This is a genomic window from Aureimonas sp. Leaf454 (assembly GCF_001424685.1).
GTDB lineage: Bacteria > Pseudomonadota > Alphaproteobacteria > Rhizobiales > Rhizobiaceae > Plantimonas.
Window position 1 is genome coordinate 256,870 of the sequence record NZ_LMQT01000024.1, and the last position, 17,631, is coordinate 274,500.

The 17,631-nt window shown below is 69.9% G+C and carries 13 protein-coding genes; 10 read left to right on the forward strand and 3 right to left on the reverse strand.

All coding sequences use genetic code 11. The features are described from left to right. Positions 1-7 precede the first annotated feature (7 nt). From ASG43_RS20525 to ASG43_RS20570, 10 genes are all read left to right on the forward strand, one after another. Positions 8-577, forward strand: coding sequence for a GNAT family N-acetyltransferase (locus ASG43_RS20525; RefSeq protein WP_056508828.1), 570 nt, complete (start codon positions 8-10; stop codon positions 575-577). 187 nt (positions 578-764) lie between these two features. Beyond that, positions 765-2,576 (forward strand): polyhydroxyalkanoate depolymerase, encoded by a 1,812-nt coding sequence (gene phaZ, locus ASG43_RS20530; protein WP_082491086.1) that lies wholly within the window; start codon positions 765-767, stop codon positions 2,574-2,576. A 392-nt stretch (positions 2,577-2,968) separates the two neighbouring features. Beyond that, positions 2,969-3,421: a DUF2852 domain-containing protein gene (locus ASG43_RS20535; protein ID WP_056508829.1), complete on the forward strand. Its 453-nt coding sequence runs from the start codon at positions 2,969-2,971 to the stop codon at positions 3,419-3,421. 122 nt (positions 3,422-3,543) lie between these two features. Then, positions 3,544-4,335 (forward strand): SprT family zinc-dependent metalloprotease, encoded by a 792-nt coding sequence (locus tag ASG43_RS20540; RefSeq protein ID WP_056508830.1) that lies wholly within the window; start codon positions 3,544-3,546, stop codon positions 4,333-4,335. Between the two features lie 22 nt (positions 4,336-4,357). Beyond that, positions 4,358-5,077: a phosphoribosylanthranilate isomerase gene (locus ASG43_RS20545; RefSeq protein WP_056508833.1), complete on the forward strand. Its 720-nt coding sequence runs from the start codon at positions 4,358-4,360 to the stop codon at positions 5,075-5,077. Continuing rightward, positions 5,074-6,294, forward strand: coding sequence for a tryptophan synthase subunit beta (gene trpB, locus ASG43_RS20550; RefSeq protein ID WP_056508834.1), 1,221 nt, complete (start codon positions 5,074-5,076; stop codon positions 6,292-6,294). Before ASG43_RS20545 ends, trpB begins: the two co-directional genes overlap by 4 nt. Positions 6,295-6,347: 53 nt before the next feature. Next, complete coding sequence (locus ASG43_RS23345; protein ID WP_056508838.1) at positions 6,348-6,623, forward strand: hypothetical protein; 276 nt, start codon at positions 6,348-6,350, stop codon at positions 6,621-6,623. 363 nt (positions 6,624-6,986) lie between these two features. Then, complete coding sequence (gene trpA, locus ASG43_RS20560; protein WP_056508840.1) at positions 6,987-7,820, forward strand: tryptophan synthase subunit alpha; 834 nt, start codon at positions 6,987-6,989, stop codon at positions 7,818-7,820. Positions 7,821-7,951: 131 nt separating this feature from the next. Continuing rightward, positions 7,952-8,908, forward strand: coding sequence for an acetyl-CoA carboxylase, carboxyltransferase subunit beta (gene accD / locus ASG43_RS20565; RefSeq protein WP_056508842.1), 957 nt, complete (start codon positions 7,952-7,954; stop codon positions 8,906-8,908). A gap of 40 nt (positions 8,909-8,948) precedes the next feature. After that, positions 8,949-10,289: a folylpolyglutamate synthase/dihydrofolate synthase family protein gene (locus tag ASG43_RS20570; RefSeq protein WP_056508845.1), complete on the forward strand. Its 1,341-nt coding sequence runs from the start codon at positions 8,949-8,951 to the stop codon at positions 10,287-10,289. Positions 10,290-10,379: 90 nt separating this feature from the next. On the opposite strand, the gene trxA is transcribed toward ASG43_RS20570, so the two are convergent. The 3 genes from trxA to addB are packed head-to-tail and all read right to left on the reverse strand — an operon-like array spanning position 10,380 to position 17,549. Next, complete coding sequence (gene trxA, locus ASG43_RS20575; RefSeq protein ID WP_348271099.1) at positions 10,380-10,823, reverse strand: thioredoxin; 444 nt, start codon at positions 10,821-10,823, stop codon at positions 10,380-10,382. Next, positions 10,759-14,427 carry a double-strand break repair helicase AddA gene (gene addA, locus ASG43_RS20580; RefSeq protein ID WP_082491087.1) on the reverse strand — a complete coding sequence of 1,223 codons (3,669 nt, stop codon included), beginning with the start codon at positions 14,425-14,427 and terminating at the stop codon, positions 10,759-10,761. The genes trxA and addA overlap by 65 nt, the downstream gene beginning before the upstream one ends. Beyond that, positions 14,424-17,549, reverse strand: a complete 3,126-nt coding sequence (gene addB, locus ASG43_RS20585; RefSeq protein WP_056508848.1) for a double-strand break repair protein AddB — start codon at positions 17,547-17,549, stop codon at positions 14,424-14,426. Before addB ends, addA begins: the two co-directional genes overlap by 4 nt. Positions 17,550-17,631: the final 82 nt, after the last annotated feature.

A 17,631-nucleotide genomic window follows, 5' to 3' on the forward strand; every position in this document is an offset into this window, starting at 1 on the left:
GGCCGGCGTGGCGAAGCCGGACAAGCGGCGAGCCGCCTTCATGGGGATGGCGCCGGACGGCCATCACATCCGGATGATGGAGCCGGGCGAGGCGGAACGGCTCCTCCTCCTCGGGACGAACGCCGGCCTCTTCGGCGCGGTCGAGCCGGACATCGGCGACGTCGTGCGCTGGCTGGTTCGTCACGAGGTTTTCGTCGCCGAGACCGCCGCAGGACGGGACGGGGCGCGCTTGTCCGGATTTGCCGCAGGGCGCGATGCCACCGACCTCTACTGGATCGCCGGTCTTGCCGTCGATCCAGCCTTCCGCGGCATCGGCCTGCGCAAGTCGCTTCTGGCGGCCGTCGTCGCCCGGGCCGGCTGGTTCTTCCACCGCGCGGTGGGTCTCGCCGCCACCAAGGGCGAGGAGGCGGATTGGTTCCGCCGGCGCCGGTTCCTCGCGGTGTCGGCCGACGATGGACCGGAGCATCTGCAGCGGCTGCGACGCGAACGGCCGGGATTTGATTCCCTTGCGTCAGATCCGGCGGGGACAGACGATCTTGTCGGAAGCGAAAGGATTGTCATGATCCACTGGCTGTGAGGACGCGCAGGCCATGCGCGAGCGGAAGCATCGGTCGCCCCGTGGCTGCGCCGCGACGGAGTCGATCCGGTTCCGGTCCGGCCGGACGCGGACCGAGGCGTGATTTTGGCGGTGACGACGGAGCCGAACGGCCGTTTGTGCATTGCAGCATTTGGTGATAGGTTCGGAGAAACGGTTCCGGGAGCGAATGTTGTATCATTTCTACGAATGGAATCATGCCGCCATCGCGCCTCTGCGCGCTTTCGCCGACGCCACGCGGATGTTCTATGAGAGTCCGCTCAATCCCTTTGCGGGGACGGAGGCGGCGCGCCGGATCACGGCGATGGCCGAAGTCTTCGAGCGATCGACGCGCGTCTACGGCAAGCCGCAGTTCGGGCTGAACGAGACGGTCGTGAACGGTCTGCGGGTTCCGGTGGTCGACAAGCCGGTCTGGCAGAAGCCGTTCGCCAGGCTGCTGCATTTCGAGCGCGAACTGCCGAAGACGCACAAGAAGGACCCGCGCTTCCTGATCGTCGCGCCTATGTCCGGCCATTATGCGACGCTTCTGCGCGGCACGGTCGAGGCGCTGTTGCCCTATGCCGACGTCTACATCACCGATTGGGAGGACGCCCGGAAGGTTCCCGCCGCCGTCGGCCGCTTCGATCTCGACGATTACGTCGACTACGTCGTGGAGATGCTGCACTTCCTCGGTCCCGACACCCACGTGATCGGCGTCTGCCAGCCCGCGGTTCCCGTCTTGATGGCGGTCGGGGTGATGTCGGCGAAGGGCGATCCCTGCGTGCCCGCCACGATGACGCTGATGGGCGGCCCGATCGACACGCGGATCAACCCGACCGGCGTGAACAAGCTGGCCATGGACAAGGGCATCGGCTGGTTCCGCGACAATGTCGTGATGCCGGTGCCGTTTCCGCAGCCCGGCTTCATGCGGATGGTCTATCCCGGCTTCCTGCAGCTGTCCGGCTTCATGTCGATGAATCTCGACCGGCATGTGACCGCTCATCGCGAATTCTACAGTCATCTCGTCAAGAACGACGGCGATTCCGCCGAAAAGCACCGCGAATTCTACGACGAATACATGGCGGTGATGGATCTCACCGCGGAATTCTATCTCCAGACGGTGGAAGAGGTGTTCATCAAGCACTCCCTTCCAAAGGGCGAGATCACCCATCGCGGCGTTCGGGTGGACCTCACGACGGTCAAGCACACCGCGCTGCTGACCGTCGAAGGCGAGAACGACGACATTTCCGGCCTTGGCCAGACCAAGGCCGCCCAGGATCTCTGCTCCTCGATTCCCGAGGAGATGCGGGTTCACTACATGCAGCCGAAGGTCGGCCATTACGGCGTCTTCAACGGCTCGCGGTTCCGTGCCGAGATTGCGCCGCGGATCGTGGATTTCGCCCTGACCCACGGCACGACGCATGCCGCGGCCGCGCTTCCCCGCAAGGCCGGCAAGGCGGTCCTGCCCGAGGCGGAAGCCCGTCCGTCGGCGCCCGAGATCTCGTCCGATCCCATCGCCGCGCTCGCGGGGCCGATGGCGGAGATCGTCGAGGCCGCCGCCATCGCGCAACTCGACGCGATCGACGCCGTCGAGGCGTTCGTTCTCGACGCAGCCCAGCCGATCGCCATCGCGCCGTCGGAGGGTGTGGACGAGGAGACGGCGGACGAAGCGGCGCAAGGCACGGAGCCCGACGCCATCGCCGAGGCCGAGCCGCAGTTGCGGGCAGCCATCGACGAGGTCGCCGCTTCCATCGGTCTCGAGCCCGCCCCGACCCTGCTCGGCGAAACGCTGCCGGCGGGGAGCCCGGTCATCGGTTCGGCACCATTGGCCGATCCCGCGCCGGAGGCGGGCATCGTCGTCGACGCCGAATTGGCTCTGACGGCCTCGGCCGCCCGCGCGACCGCCGCCCTCACGGAGAACGTGGGCGATCCCGCTCCGGTGCTGGCCTCGAACAAGCCGAAGCGCTCGGGCTCCTCGCCGCGTCGAACGCGCCAGCGCTGAGCGCGTCCGGCGGCTGGCCGTTCCGGCGGTCGGCGCGGGGTGACGATGAGGATGCCGCCGAACGGGCCGCCCTCTTGGGCGGACCGAATGGAGTGCGCCCGCCGAACGGGCCGCCCGCATGGGCGGACCGAATGGGTGCGCCCGCAATGGGTTCCGCGGCGCAGCTGTGCGGATGTTGCGAATGTCTCGGGATCTTCGCTCCCGCCGGTGACGCGGCCCTCCGAGCGGCCTCCCTCGCCGACACTCCGGACGATCTCCGACGGGGCGAGACCGATCGCTCCGGGTTGAGAGCCGTTTTGACGGCCATATCTTGAACCGCCATTTTTCGACGCCCATGTCATCGTCAAGAAGCGGCGCAATTCGCGCCGCTCGTTGGGAAAGGGCCCTTCGAAATGACGTCTCATGCCTTGATCCGCCCGGCCTGGACGCCGGCGACGATCGCCATGATGGTCGGCGGCTTCATGCTGTACTGGCCGCTCGGCCTCGCCGTCCTCGCCTACATCCTCTGGGGCGAGCGCCTCGAGGGATTTCGCCGCGACGTCAACCGGTCCACAGACCGCTTCGCGGCCTTCTGCCGCTCCAGCGGCGGTGGACGGGCCATGCCCTTCGCGACGGCCCGCACCGGGAACGTCGCCTTCGACGACTGGCGCGAGCGCGAGTTGACGCGCCTCGACGAGGAGCGCCGCAAGCTGAACGAGGCGCATGCCGAGTTCGAGGCCTATGCGCGCGAGCTTCGCCGGGCGAAGGACCAGGAGGAGTTCGACCGCTTCATGGCCGCCCGCCGCGACAAGGGCGCCGGCCGCGACCGCTCGGGCGCCAGCGACGCGACGATCATCGACGCCTGACCCAGGCTTCGCCGACGGTGACGAGACGGCGGCCTCCGGGCCGCCGTTTTCGCGCCCGGACCATCGCGTTCACCGGTGGAAAGTGGTTTGGTGACGCGGTTCCAACCGGTATCGACCGCTCCATGCCTCTACCCTCCCTTCCCAAGCTGAAGCGCTTTCTGAAGCCGCCCCGCCCATCCGCGCCTCGTCTTCCCGATACGGTCGAACTCGCCGCCGGCAGCATCGCTCTGCTCGTGCGGCGCCATCCCCGCGCGCGGCGGCTGACGATGCGGCTGACCCCCGGCGGCGGCGCCCTGTCGATCACGGCTCCCCCGCGCATGTCGGACGCCGCGATCCTCGACTTCCTGGAGCGCCACCGCGGCTGGGCCGACGAGCGCCTGACGGCCGCGCCGCGGCGCATCGAGGTCGCCGACGGCGCCGTCCTCCCCTTCCGTGGCGCCCATCTGACGATCGCTCACGAGCCGGCGCGTCGCGCGACGCGGCTGGAGAGCGGGCCGGACGGCCCCGTCCTCCATGTCGGCGGAGAGGCCCGGCATCTCCCCCGCCGGGTGATGGACGCGCTCCGCCGGGAGGCGCGCGCCGATCTCCAGGCCGCGGTCGATCGACACGCCGCCCATGTGGGACTGAAGCCCGCCGCACTGTCCCTGAAGGACACGCGCAGCCGCTGGGGGTCCTGCACGCGCGACCGCCGTCTCGCCTTTTCCTGGCGGATCGTGATGGCGCCGCCGGACGTCCTCGACTATCTCTGTGCCCACGAGGTCGCCCACTTCCGGGAGATGAACCACGGTCCCGATTTCTGGGCTCTGTGCCGTCGTCTCTGCCCCGGAATGGACGCAGGGCGCGATTGGCTGAAGCGGAACGGCGCATCCCTGCATGCGATCGATTTCGGAGCGCCGTCGCAGGGCCGCGGATAGGCCCGCGGAAGAGGAGAGAGCCGTGGCGCTCGACGTGAAGATCTGCGGCCTCTCGACGCCGGATACGCTGGACATCGTCCTGGCGCGTGGAGCGAGCCATGTCGGCTTCATCCATTTTCCCAGAAGCCCCCGCCATCTCGAGCTGTCCGCCATGGCAGACCTTGTCGGACGGGCGCGGGGCAAGGCGCTGACGGTCGTCGTCGTCGTCGATCCCGACGATGCCACCCTGGATGCGATCGAGGACGAGGTCGGCCCCGACATCGTGCAGCTCCATGGACAGGAGACGCCGGAGCGCGTGGCTGCGCTGCGCGAGCGAACCCGCTCCCGAACCCGTTCCGCGATTCCCGTCAGGCTCATGAAGGCGATCTCGATCGGCTCGGCCGAGGATGTCGCGCGCGTGTCGGCCTACCGTGATGCGGCAGATCATCTCCTTCTCGACGCCAAGCGGCCGGCGGGCTCGGTCCTTCCCGGCGGCAACGGCGTGTCCTTCGACTGGCGGCTTCTCGAGGCGCTTGACCCGTCCGTGCGTTACATGCTCTCGGGAGGTCTCGATCCCGACAATGTCGAGGCCGCGCTCGGGCTCGTCTCGCCCGCCGGGATCGACGTATCCTCGGGCGTGGAGCGTGCGCCGGGCATCAAGGATGCGGAGCGGCTGCACCGCTTCTTCGACGCTCTCGATCGCGCCGGATCGAACGAGGCACCGGCGGCTGGAACGGCCCTTTTGAATCGGAAACGCTCGTGAATCAGGTGATCGCCCCCAATTCCTTCCGTGCCGGTCCCGACGAGGACGGCCGCTTCGGCCTCTTCGGCGGACGCTTCGTCGCGGAGACGCTGATGCCGCTGATCCTGGAACTGGAGGCGGCCTGGAAGAGCGCGCGCACCGATCCGGCCTTCCAGGCCGAACTCGGCCACCTCAACACCCATTACACGGGCCGGCCCTCGCCCCTCTATTTCGCCGAGCGGCTGACCGCCCATCTCGGCGGCGCGAAGATCTACTTCAAGCGCGACGAGCTGAACCACACCGGTTCGCACAAGATCAACAACTGCCTCGGCCAGATCCTTCTCGCCCGCGTCATGGGCAAGACCCGCATCATCGCCGAGACCGGCGCCGGCCAGCATGGCGTCGCCTCGGCCACCGTCGCGGCGCGCTTCGGCTACCCTTGCGTCGTCTACATGGGCGCGACCGACGTCGAGCGCCAATCGCCGAACGTCTTCCGCATGAAGCTCCTCGGCGCCGAGGTCGTGCCGGTCACCTCGGGCCACGGCACGCTGAAGGACGCCATGAACGAGGCGCTGCGCGACTGGGTCACCAATGTCGACTCGACCTATTACATCATCGGAACGGCCGCCGGTCCCCATCCCTATCCCGAGATGGTGCGCGAGTTCCAGTCGGTCATCGGCCGCGAGACGCGCGAGCAGATCATGGCCGCGGAAGGGCGACTGCCCGACATGCTGGTGGCGGCCGTCGGCGGCGGGTCGAACGCGATCGGCCTCTTCCACCCCTTCCTCGACGACAAGGACGTTCAGATCGTCGGCGTCGAGGCCGGTGGGCGCGGGCTGGAGGGCGAAGAGCACTGCGCCTCGCTGACGGCGGGAACGCCCGGCGTCCTCCACGGCAACCGGACCTATCTTCTGCAGACGCCGGACGGGCAGATCAAGGAGGGCCATTCCATCTCGGCCGGCCTCGACTATCCCGGCATCGGCCCCGAGCATTCCTGGCTGAAGGACGCCGGTCGCGTCGACTACGTGCCGATCCTCGACACCGAGGCGCTGGAGGCCTTCCAGCTCCTGACGCGCACGGAGGGCATCATCCCCGCGCTGGAGCCGGCCCATGCGCTGGCCGAAGTGATCAAGCGCGCGCCGAAGATGGGCCGCGACCAGATCATCGTCATGAATCTGTGCGGGCGCGGCGACAAGGACGTGTTCACCGCGGCGAAGGCGCTGGGGGTGGATCTTTAGGTTCCAGCCGGAACGTCGGCTAGACTGGGCTCGGAACGGTTCAGGAGAGTGTGATGGGCGTGGCATCTCTTTTGATCGACGACGGGGTGAAGCGCGAACCCGATCGGGAAGCTCGGTTGGCCGGCGAGTCGCCCGCCGAAGTCGCGACGACGGCGATCAGCCTGTTTCTGCAGGCCCGCAACGCAAAGCGGGCCGCCATCGCGGAAGCAGCCGCGGAGGCCGACAAAGGCGTCTTCATATCGAGGGAGCCGATGGATCGCTGGGTGGCTTCCTGGGGAACCGACGACGAACTCGATCCGCCGGAGCCCGATATCTTCCCCGAACGATGAAACTGTCGTTCCAGCCTCGAGGGGCCGCCGACCTCAGAGGGTTTCGGCGCTATTTCGCATACGCCCACGACGCGGCCAGCCAGACGTATTTTAGGACCTTGGGTCGGCTTCTCGAAACGCCATATTTGGGCCGGCCCATCGAAGGGGTACGATGCGCGAGGATGTCATACCGCGGATTCCGTTTTCGGTGATCTACCGGATCGAAGGGGATACGATCGTGGTCCCTGCGCATCTGGGATCAACGCGCGGACCGGGCGGCACTCTGGGACGGCGCTTGACGACGCGAACTCTCCCGCCCTTTGACCTCCCGCCCCCGAAAATGCCAAGACTGCGCCTCGCAGAGCCCGTGACGAAAGCCCCGACATGACCAGCCGCATCGACCAGCGCTTCGCCGACCTCAAGGCCGAGGGGCGTCCGGCGCTCGTGACCTTCCTGATGGCGGGCGATCCCGACGGGGAGACCGCCTTCGAGATCATGAAGGGCCTGCCCGCGGCAGGCGCCGATCTCATCGAGCTCGGCATGCCCTTTTCCGATCCGATGGCCGACGGTCCGGCGATCCAGAAGGCGGGCCTGCGCGCGCTGAACGGTGGGGAGAGCCTGACGAAGACGCTCGCCACCGTCCGGCGCTTCCGCAAGAGCGATCCGGCGACGCCGGTCATTCTCATGGGCTATTTCAACCCGATCTATGTCTACGGCGTCGAGCGCTTCGTGGCGGCGGCGCTGGAAGCGGGCGTCGACGGGCTGATCGTCGTCGACCTGCCGCCGGAAATGGACGACGAACTCTGCCTGCCCGCGCTGGAGAAGGGCCTCGCCTTCGTGCGTCTCGCGACGCCGACGACCGACGACAAGCGGCTGCCGGCCGTTCTCAAGAACACGTCCGGCTTCGTCTACTACGTGTCGATCACCGGCATCACGGGCGCCGCCGCGCCGGACGCGGGCAAGGTCGGCGTGGCCGTCCAGCGCATCAAGCGCCACACGGATCTTCCCGTCTGCGTCGGCTTCGGCGTGCGCACGCCCGAACAGGCGCATGAGATCGGCCACAGCGCGGATGGCGTGGTGGTGGGGTCGGCCCTCGTCGGTGCGATCGAGGCGACGCTCGTCGACGGCCGGGCGGGCGCGGGAACGGTGGAGGCCGTGCATTCGCTCGTGCGCTCGCTTGCGGCCGGCGTTCGTTCGCCGCGCCTTGCACCGGCCTGATTTTCACGCCATGTGACGCCCGAACGAGAGCCGTTTTCCGTCGACCTGCGCGTCCTTCGCCGACCGGATCTCGCGCCCCGAACCGTCTGCCCGACGCGGCCCGCTCGCCGAGCCTTGCAAAGGAAGAGCCCGTGAACTGGATCACCGACTTCGTCCGCCCGAAGATCACCAGCCTCCTCACCCGTTCCGAGGTGCCGGAGAATCTCTGGATCAAATGTCCCGAAACGGGCGAAATGGTCTTTCACAAGGATCTCGAGGCGAACCAGTGGGTGATCCCGGCCTCGGGTCACCACATGCGCATCTCCGCCAAGGAGCGGCTGAAGGCCTTCTTCGACGGCGGCGAATACCTGTCGATCGAACTGCCGAAGGTCGCGGTCGATCCGCTGAAGTTCCGCGACGAGCGCCGATACACGGATCGGCTGAAGGACTCGCGCGCCAAGACCGGCATGGAGGACGCCGTCCTCGTCGCCACGGGTACGATCGAGGCCCTGCCGATCGTCGCCGCGGTGCAGGACTTCTCCTTCATGGGTGGTTCGCTCGGCATGGCGGCGGGCGAGGCGATCGTCACCGCCGCCGAAACCGCGATCTCGGAGTCGCGCCCGCTCGTGCTCTTCGCCTCCTCGGGCGGCGCGCGCATGCAGGAGGGCATCCTGTCTCTGATGCAGCTGCCGCGCACCACGGTGGCGGTCGAGCTCGTGAAGGAAGCGGGTCTTCCCTACATCGTCGTCCTCACGAACCCGACGACCGGCGGCGTCACCGCCTCCTATGCCATGCTCGGCGACGTCCACATCGCCGAGCCCGGAGCGCTGATCGGCTTTGCCGGTCCCCGCGTCATCGAGCAGACGATCCGCGAGAAGCTCCCCGAGGGCTTCCAGCGGTCCGAATACCTGATGGAGCATGGCATGGTGGACATGGTCGTCCATCGCCACGAGCTGAAGGGCAAGATCGCGACCCTCCTGAAGCTCCTGACGAAGACGCCGGCGGTTCTGGCCGGCGACGCGGAGACGCTCGGCTCCGACATGTCGTCGCCGGACACGTTCCGGTCGGCCGAGGCGGAAGGCAGCGCCCTTTCCAACGAGGCGGCGTGACGCCCGTTCGATCCCCTCGTCGGCGGCGGACCGCCCTGGCATGACCGCGACCCGGCAAAGTCTCGCCGATGCCGCGATCGAACGCCTGATGCTGGTTCATCCCAAGGGCTTCGATCTCGCGCTCGATCGCATCCGCCGGCTGCTGGCGAGCCTCGGCGATCCCCAGAGGCGCCTGCCGCCGACGCTGCACGTCGCCGGCACCAACGGCAAGGGCTCGGTGGTGGCCTTCGCTCGGGCGGTGCTGGAAGCCGATGGCAAGGCCGTTCACGCCCACACCTCCCCCCATCTCGTGAATTGGCACGAGCGCTACCGTCTCGGTGTCTCCGGCGCCCGCGGGCGGCTCGTGGACGACGCGCTGCTCGCGGCCACCGTGGAGCGCGTGGCCCGGGCGAACGAGGGACAGCCCATCACGGTCTTCGAGATCCTGACGGCGGTCACCTTCGTGCTCTTTTCCGAGCATCCGGCCGATGCGGCGCTTCTCGAAGTCGGTCTCGGCGGGCGCTTCGACGCGACCAACGTCATCGACAAGCCGGCGGCGAGCGTCATCACGTCGATCTCGCTCGACCACCAGCCCTATCTCGGCGACCGGGTGGAACTGATCGCGGCGGAAAAGGCCGGCATCATCAAGCGCGGCGTTCCCGTCGTGGTCGGGCAGCAGAGCCAGCCGATCGTGATCGACGTCATCCGCGCCGCGGCCGAGCGCGCCAAGGCGCCGCTCTTCCTCTACGGCGAGGACTTCTTCGCCTACGAGGAGCACGGGCGGATGGTCTACCAGGACGAGCACGGCCTGCTCGACCTCGCCGTTCCCCGCCTCGTCGGCCGGCATCAGATCGCCAATGCCGCGACCGCGGTGGCCGCCCTTCGAAAGGGTGGCTTCGAGCCGTCCGAGGCGGCGGTGGCCAAGGGCGTCGCCAGCGCGGAATGGCCGGGGCGCATGCAGCGCATCACGGCGGGGCCGCTGGCGGCGGCGGCCGCCAAGGGTTCCGAGATCTGGCTCGACGGGGGACACAATCCCGGCGCCGGCGCCGTCATCGCCGAGGCGATCGCGGAGATGGAGGACCGCGTCCAGCGGCCGCTCTTCATCATCGCGGGCATGCTGAACACCAAGGATCCCATCGGCTTCTTCGAAGCCTTCGCGGGCATGGTGCGCCATGTCTTCACGGTGCCCATCCGATCGTCGGACGCGGGAACCGATCCCGACAGCCTCACGGACGCCGCGATGGAGGCCGGTCTCGATGCCGAGCCCTGCGACAGCGTGGAGGAGGCGATCCGGCTGGTGTCGACGGGTTGGCAGAGCCAGCCGGCGCCGCGCTTCCTCATCTGCGGCTCGCTCTATCTGGTGGGCGAGGTGCTGGGGGACAGCGGGCTGGCGCCCACATAGGCGTCCGCGAACCCTCTTCGCCTGTCGCTCCCACGAAAAAAGCCCGGGCGCGTCACCCGGGCTCTTCGAACATCGAACGCCGTGGCGCGATCAGGCCGCGGCGGAGTTCTTGATCCAGTCGACCAGCTTCGACTTGGCGGCGGCGCCGACCTGAACCGATGCCGGCTCGCCATTCTTGAAGAGCATCAGCGTCGGGATCGAGCGGACGCCGAACTGGGCCGCGATATCGGGATTCTCGTCGATGTTCACCTTGACGATGTCGACATCGGTCATCTCGTCGGAGATTTCCTCGAGGCTCGGGCCGATCATCTTGCAGGGGCCGCACCACTCCGCCCAGAAGTCCACGACGACGGGCTTGGAAGCCTCCAGGACGTCGGACTTGAAATTGCTGTTGTCGATCTTCTTCGTGGCCATGCTCGGCTCCTGATCCCTGAGGGTCCCTCCTAGGTAGAAGTGGCGGAGGGTGAAATCAAGCAAGGTCCGCGTTCCGTGAACGAGGTGTTCGCGTCCCGCCGACGACCTCGGCGGCGCCACCCGTGCGCGGGCCGACCCGCCGCTCCAGCGCGGCGACCAGGACGTCGACGGGAAGCTCGATCAGATGGGGCCCCTCGGTGAAGAGGAGCGCCGCCCGGATCTCGCGGCCGGGATAGAGGGGCTGCAGTAGCGCTCGGTAGAGCGCGAGCTGCAGCACGTAGGCTTGCGGCACATCGGACAGCTGCGTTGAACCCGGCCGGTCGGTCTTGAAGTCGACGAGCCGGATGGCGTCCGCCGCCTCGACCAGCCGGTCGACCGTGCCGGAGACCTCGTAGCTGCGACCGCCGAGCTCGATGCGTCCCGATACCGAGACCTCGGCGCGTCCCCCGGCGGCGAAGATCGGGGCGAAGCCGGGATCGCGAAGTAGCGCGAGCACCGAGTCCAGCACGGCTCCCCGCGTCTCCGGCGGCAGATCGGCCGACGCGGCCGAGGCCAGATAGCGGCGGGCAGCGGCTTCGCGATCGGCTTCGGGCAGCGCCGGCAGCGCCTGCAGCAGGCGGTGGACGACGATCCCGCGCCGAATCGCGCGCGAGGGCGCGGGACCACCGGACAGGACCGGCGAGACGAAGGCGCGGGGCTCCTCGGGGGACAGGCCGGTCTCGCCGTCCGCCTCGATGTCGTGCACGGCGCCCGCCGCGGAGGGGGCGAGGGGGCGAGGGGGCAGGGCCTCGGGCGCCAGGCGCGAGAGGTCGATCCTGCGGCGCGGCCGTGGTGCTTCGGGCACGGCGGGGCGCAGTTCGCCCGCCTCGCGCGTGCCGATGCGAAGGCCGAGGAGATCTCCCGCCTCGTCCTCGATCCGCTCGGCCACGGGCGACAGCGCCAGCTGCACCCGCGACAGCCAGCTCTCCTCGTGTGGGCCGGTCACGCCCGCCGTGCCGCAGACGACGAGCCGGTCGGCCGCGCGCGTCATGCCGACATAGAGGAGCCGCCGGTATTCCTCCTCCGCGCGGCGGCGCTCCGCGGCCTTGAGCTCGGTCACGACATGGGTCTCGATGTCCTTGCCCGCGCGCCAGAGGAAGCCCGGCGGCTCGTCCGGATGGAGGCCCGGCATGGTCTCGAAGGCGAGGAGCCGGGCGCCGTGCGTGGGGCTGAAGGGCGCGGAGCCGGGATCGACGAGGAAGACGACCGGCGCTTCCAGGCCCTTGGAGGCATGGACGGTGAGGATGCGCACCTCCCCCTTGCCGTGTTCCATTTCGCGCCGAAGCTCGGGCGGCGAGGCCGCGAGATCGGCGAGGAAGGCGTCGAGGCCGGGCTGGGCCTGTTCTTCCTCGGCGAGCGCGAGATCGAGGAAGGCGTCGATGACCTCGCCGGCATCGCGGCCGAGCCGGGCCGTCAGCAGCGCCCGGCCGCCCTCGGGGCCGAGAATGCGGGCATAGAAGGCAAAGACGCTCTCGAAGCCCGCGCGGTCGCGAAGCTCTTCCAGTCGCTCGAAGGCGGCATGGGCCTTGGCAAGCAATTCCGCCGCCGCGTCCGCTCCGACGAAGCCGGGCAGGCGCTCGGGGCCGTTCGGCCCCGCGAGGCGGCGAAGCGCCAGATAGAGCGGCTCGGAGCCTTCGCGAATGCCCTCGCCGCGGGAAAGGGCGAGCGCCATCAGCTCGTCGTCGGAAAAGCCGAAGAGCGGGCTCTTCAGCACCGCGGCCAGCGACAGCTCGTCCTCGGAATTGGCGACGATCCGGCCGAGCGCCATCAGGTCCTGGATGGCGATGTGGTCGGTGATGACGAGACGGTCGGCGCCCGCCACGGGAATGCGGACCTCGCGCAACGCCTTGCCCATGGCCTCGACGAAGCCGGAGCGCTTGCGCACGAGCACGATGACGTCGCCGGCCCCGAGCGCCCGGCGGCCGGTCTTGGTCTCGATGGGATCGCCGATCCAGTCCCGGATCGTCGCGGCGATGCGGCGCGCGAGCCGGTTGGCGGGGGAGGCTTCGGGCTCGACGTCGACCGGTCGGAGCCAGTCCTCGGGCTCCGCGACACGGGCGGCCACCACCGCCGGCCAGACCTCCACGAGCCCGGTCTCGCCCGGACGCGCGCTTTCATGGATCGGCGCCTCGTCCTCGGAGGACAGGCCTTGGCGATTGAGCGGGTCGGCGAAGACGCGGTCGACCGCGCCAAGCACGGTCTCGACGGTGCGGAAGGATTGGCGCAGCCGCACCTCCGCGAAGGGAAGATCGGCCTGGCCGGCGCGTCCGGCGAGACTGCGCCGCTCGGTCGCGAACATCTGCGGCGAGGCGCCCTGGAAGGAATAGATCGACTGCTTCTCGTCGCCGACGGCAAACAGCGTTCGTGGTCCCGGCCGCGCCGACGCGCCGGCGAAGAACTCGTCGACGATCTGGCGCATCACCTGCCACTGGCGCGGGCTCGTGTCCTGCGCCTCGTCGATGAGGACGTGGTCGATGCCCTGGTCGAGCTTGTAATGGACCCAGGCCCCGGCCTCCGAGCGCTGGAGGAGATCGGCGGTGCGCACGATCAGGTCCTCGAAATCGAGCCGTCCCCGGCGCAGCTTCAGCCGGCTGTAATCCTGCTCCAGCCGGTCCGCGACGACGAGCGCGGCGCGCGTCGCGCGAAAGAGGCGCAGCGAGCGCAGCGCGTCCTCGATGGCGGCGAGGTGGTCCTGCAGCGCGGCGAGGCGTTCGGGAAAATCCGGGAGTGCGTCGGCGACGGCCTTGGTCGCCACGCCCGAACTCTTGCGCGGCTCGCCCTTCTGCGTCAGCGCGAGCGCCCGGTAGAGCGAGAGCTTCTCGGTCGGATGTCGGGCCTTCGCGATCGCGACGAGCGCCTCGACGAGCTTGGCGTCGGTCTTGGCCTTGCTGGCGAGGCCGAGCGAGAGAAGCCGCTCGCGGAACGGAGCGTCGAAGCCCGGCACCGGCTCGACCCGCGCGGCGATGGCCGCCTCGTCGTCCCCGCCGTCCAGGCCGAGCGCCGCGGCGAGGCGCGCGATCGCCGCATCGAGGCCGCCGCAGCTTTCCACATGAGCGCGGATCGGATCGCGCTTGCGCACGATCTCGGCGAGCAGGAGGTCGAGGCCCCATTCCCCGCCGAAGGACAGAGCCTCCGCGAAGGCCTCGCCGACGCCGCGCCCCGCTGAGGCGTCGGGTGCGCCGGTGACGAGGAGCCGCCGCGCCTCGGATAGGAGCAGCGCGCTTTCCGCGTCGTCCAGCACCGCGAAATGGCCGGGCACGTTCGCCTCCAGCGGAAACTGGTGGAGGATCGCCTCGCAGAAGGCATGGATCGTCTGGATCTTCAGCCCGCCCGGCGATTCCAGCGCTTCGGCGAAGAGCCGGCGCGCCCGGGAGAGATCGCGCGCGGCGGGTTCGCGGCCGAGAAGGTCGCGGAGCGTTCGGGACAGTTCGTGCTCCGGCGCGGTCGCCCAGGTCGAGAGCGTGGAGAAGACGCGCGTCGCCATCTCCGCGGAGGCGGCCTTGGTGTAGGTGAGGCAGAGGATCTTCGAGGGCGAGGCCCCCGCGAGCAGCAGCCGCACGACGCGGAGCGCCAGGACATGCGTCTTGCCCGAGCCGGCATTGGCCGCCACGAAGACCGACGAGGCGGGATCGGACGCGTCGGACTGCGCCTTGATCGTAGCGGCAGACGGCGGCGGACGGCTCATGCCGCGCCCTCCTCGGCGACGCCGGGTTCCTCGCCGACCGACCATTCCCGCGCCCGCGCCAGATGATCGTAGGGCCCGTCGTAAGCCCCGGCCATGAAGGGCCGGGCGCGCGAGACGAAGGCCGTCTCGGGCTTGCGGTACTCGGCGAAGAGCCCGCGCACCTTGTCGAGCGCCCGGTCGGAGAGATCGTCGGCCGTCACCTCGGCGCCGGTCTTGCGGTCGACATGCGACAGGCGCTCCTCGTCGAGCGAGAATTCGCGCAGGCGGAGATAGACGAGGTCGGCGACGGAGGTGGGCTTCCCCGCATCGGCGAAGCCGCCGAGCCGGACCATCGCGCCTTCCAGCGGCAATTGCGGCGCGAGCAGCGTCCGCGCCTGCCGCACCGACGGAGTGGAGCCGGTCTTGAAATCGATGATCTCGACCGAGCCGTCGGTGCGCCGGTCGATGCGGTCGGCGAAGCCCGACAGGATCGTGCCGACGTCGGGGAAGGCGACCTCGCCCCGCGCTTCCGCGAAGCGGGCGGCAATGCCGGGGCCCCGCTCCCGCTCCCAGGCGACGTAGCGGCCGGCGAGCGCTTCCATGCGGGGCCACCAGACCGCCTCGACCTCCGGCGGGAGCCGCTCGGCCTCGAACAGCCCGGCGGCGATGTCGATCAGCCGGCGCTCGGCCTCGGGCTCGGCGGCGTCGATGCCGCGGCGCACGAACTCGGCCAGAATCTCGTGAAAGAGATTGCCGCGATCGGCGGCGCCGGGTGCGCGGATCAGTTCGGGAAGCGGCTCCAGCCGCATGATACGCCTGGCATGGACGGCGTAGGGATCTCGCACCAGCGTCTCGATCTCGGTGATCGAATAGCGCTCGGGTCGCGCGGCGAGCGGCGGCCGCGGCGTCGGCCGTTCGGCAGGAGCGCTCTCCGCCACCGCGTCGAGGCTCCGCGCATGCTCGAGATAGACCGCGCCTTCGTCCCGCAGGCGTGCGGCGCCTTCCCGGCCGGCCAGCGTCAGGAGCCGCTGAAGCCAGCGCGAGGCGATGGCCGGGGCGCCGCCCGCGCGCATGGCGCGGGCGAGGATCACACGCGGGGTCCCGAGCGCCATCAGGACGTCGTGCGCGGCCAGGCCGATCAGCCGCTCCGGGGGATCGAGCGCGATCTCGGTGCGCATGGTGCGCGACAGGAAGGCGTCGTTCGTGGCGCGCTGCGGCCAGGTGCCCTCGTTGAGGCCGCCCAGAATCATCACGTCGACCCGCTGCAGCCGCGCCTCCAGCGCGCCCCAGACGAAGGCGCGCGTGGAAAGCCCGCCGCGCGGGCGCACCGTCTTGCCCGCGACCAGCGCCTGGACCACGTCGGGCAGCTCGGCAGGTTCGAAGGCGAAGCCGGTCTCGCCGCAGGCCACCAGCGTCTGCAGGAATTCAGCCATCGCGCGTCCCGCCTCCGCCGCGTAGAGCCCGGACGCATCACCGCCCGCATCGGCGGCGAGCGCTTCGAGCGTTTCGGTCAAGGCACGGGCGAAGGGCGCGATCTCGCAGGCCGGACCCCCGCGCAGGCGCGTAAGCGGATGCAGCGCCGTCTCCAGGCGCTTCAGAAGCGCGTCCGCCCGTTCGAGCTCCTCCTCGCTGAGAAGGCGCACCGAACGCGGCACGCGCGCGCCGGGCACGTCGCGCGCGGCCAGAGCCCGCTCGAAGAGGAGCGACAGTCCGCTTGCATCGGCGACGCCGACCTGCCCGCGCAGGGCGACCAGCTCCACCGCGCGTGCCGCGTTGCGCGCCTCCACCGCACCGGATCGAAGCCGGAGCAGCGGGTGCTTCAGAAGCCCGAGCAGGACCACCGGATCGCCCGGCCGGAGCGCGGCTTCCAGCGTCAGCGCCATCAGCGTTCCCGGCGCCGTCGCCGACAGGGGACGGCCGGCGGAATCGTTCGCCGCGATCCCGAAACGGGCGAGCTCCGAGACGACGCGGCGCGCAAGGCTCCGGTCGGGAGTCGTCAGCGCCACCGTGGCGGCGGGATCGCTGAGGGCGTCGCGCATCGCGACCGCGATCGCCAGCGCCTCCTCGCGCTCGTCCACCGCCTCGACGAGGGCGAGCCCGTCCAGCGCTTCGGGAGGATGGGTCGTGGCCGTCTCTCCCCAGGCATCCGTCGTCTCCGCCGGCCGGAAGGCATCGGAGAGGAAAGCCTCGCGAAACGCCTGCGCCGTGCCCTCGGCGGGCGCGATGTGGTCCACGGCCTCGCGCGGCAGGAGAAGCCCCGTCAGGATCCGTTTCAATCCGTATTGCGGATGGCCGGGCGCCGCGCCGGTGCGGCCGGGACCGCGCCCGAGATGGATCGCGTCGAAATCCTCCGTGCCGAGATGGCGGTCGAGCCCCGGCAGCACCACCGCGCCGTTCGGCCGGTTCGCCACCGCCCGCATCAGCGCGACGGTGGCCGGCGCCGTCGCCGTCGAGCCCGCCACGATCACCGGATCGGTCCCGCTCCCCGCGGCGAGCCGAGCCGCCTCGCGCGCCAGCGCCGCGTTTCGCGCGACGAAGGCATCGGAGACGCCGCGCTCGGCGAGGACCTCCGGCCAGTGCCGCGTCAGGATCTCGAGAAAGGTGAGGGTCAGCTGCCACCACTGCGCGAGCCGTTCGGGCGCCAGCGTCGAGAGCGCGGTGAAGGCGACGCCCTCGGTCTCGGCCTCGTCGAGCAGCGTGCAGAGATCGCGCGCGAGCCAGAGCGCGTCGGCGGCGGAAGCCGGCGGGTTGATCGTCTCGCCCGTCATCGCCTGAAGCGCGGCGGCTTCGGCCGCCGTCTTCCACTGGCGCACGAAGCGCGCGATGAGGAGCCGCCGTTCCAGAGGCTCGATCACCGGCTCCAGCCCGCTCGGCGCGCCGTCCTCGAAGAGCCCGGCATCCTCGGCTTCACCGAGGGTCCGGATCGCGGGCAGGATCGCGGAAGCCCCGCCGAGCGCGGCGGCGAACTCGGCCCGGAGCGCCGTCGCCGCGCGCCGCGTCGGCACGTAGATCGTCACCCCGGCAAGACCCAGCAGGTCCCCCCGATAGGACCGGCCGGACAGGAGCGTCCCGTCGAGCACGCGCAGGGCGAGGGTCCGGAGAAAGGGCAGTCCCGGCGCGATCGAATGGACATGGGCTGGCATGGCGGCAACTTAGGGCCGGGCGGCGCGGAGTGCCAGATGCCGCGATCGCCGGCGAGGCCGATCCGCAGATCGATCCGCCGGC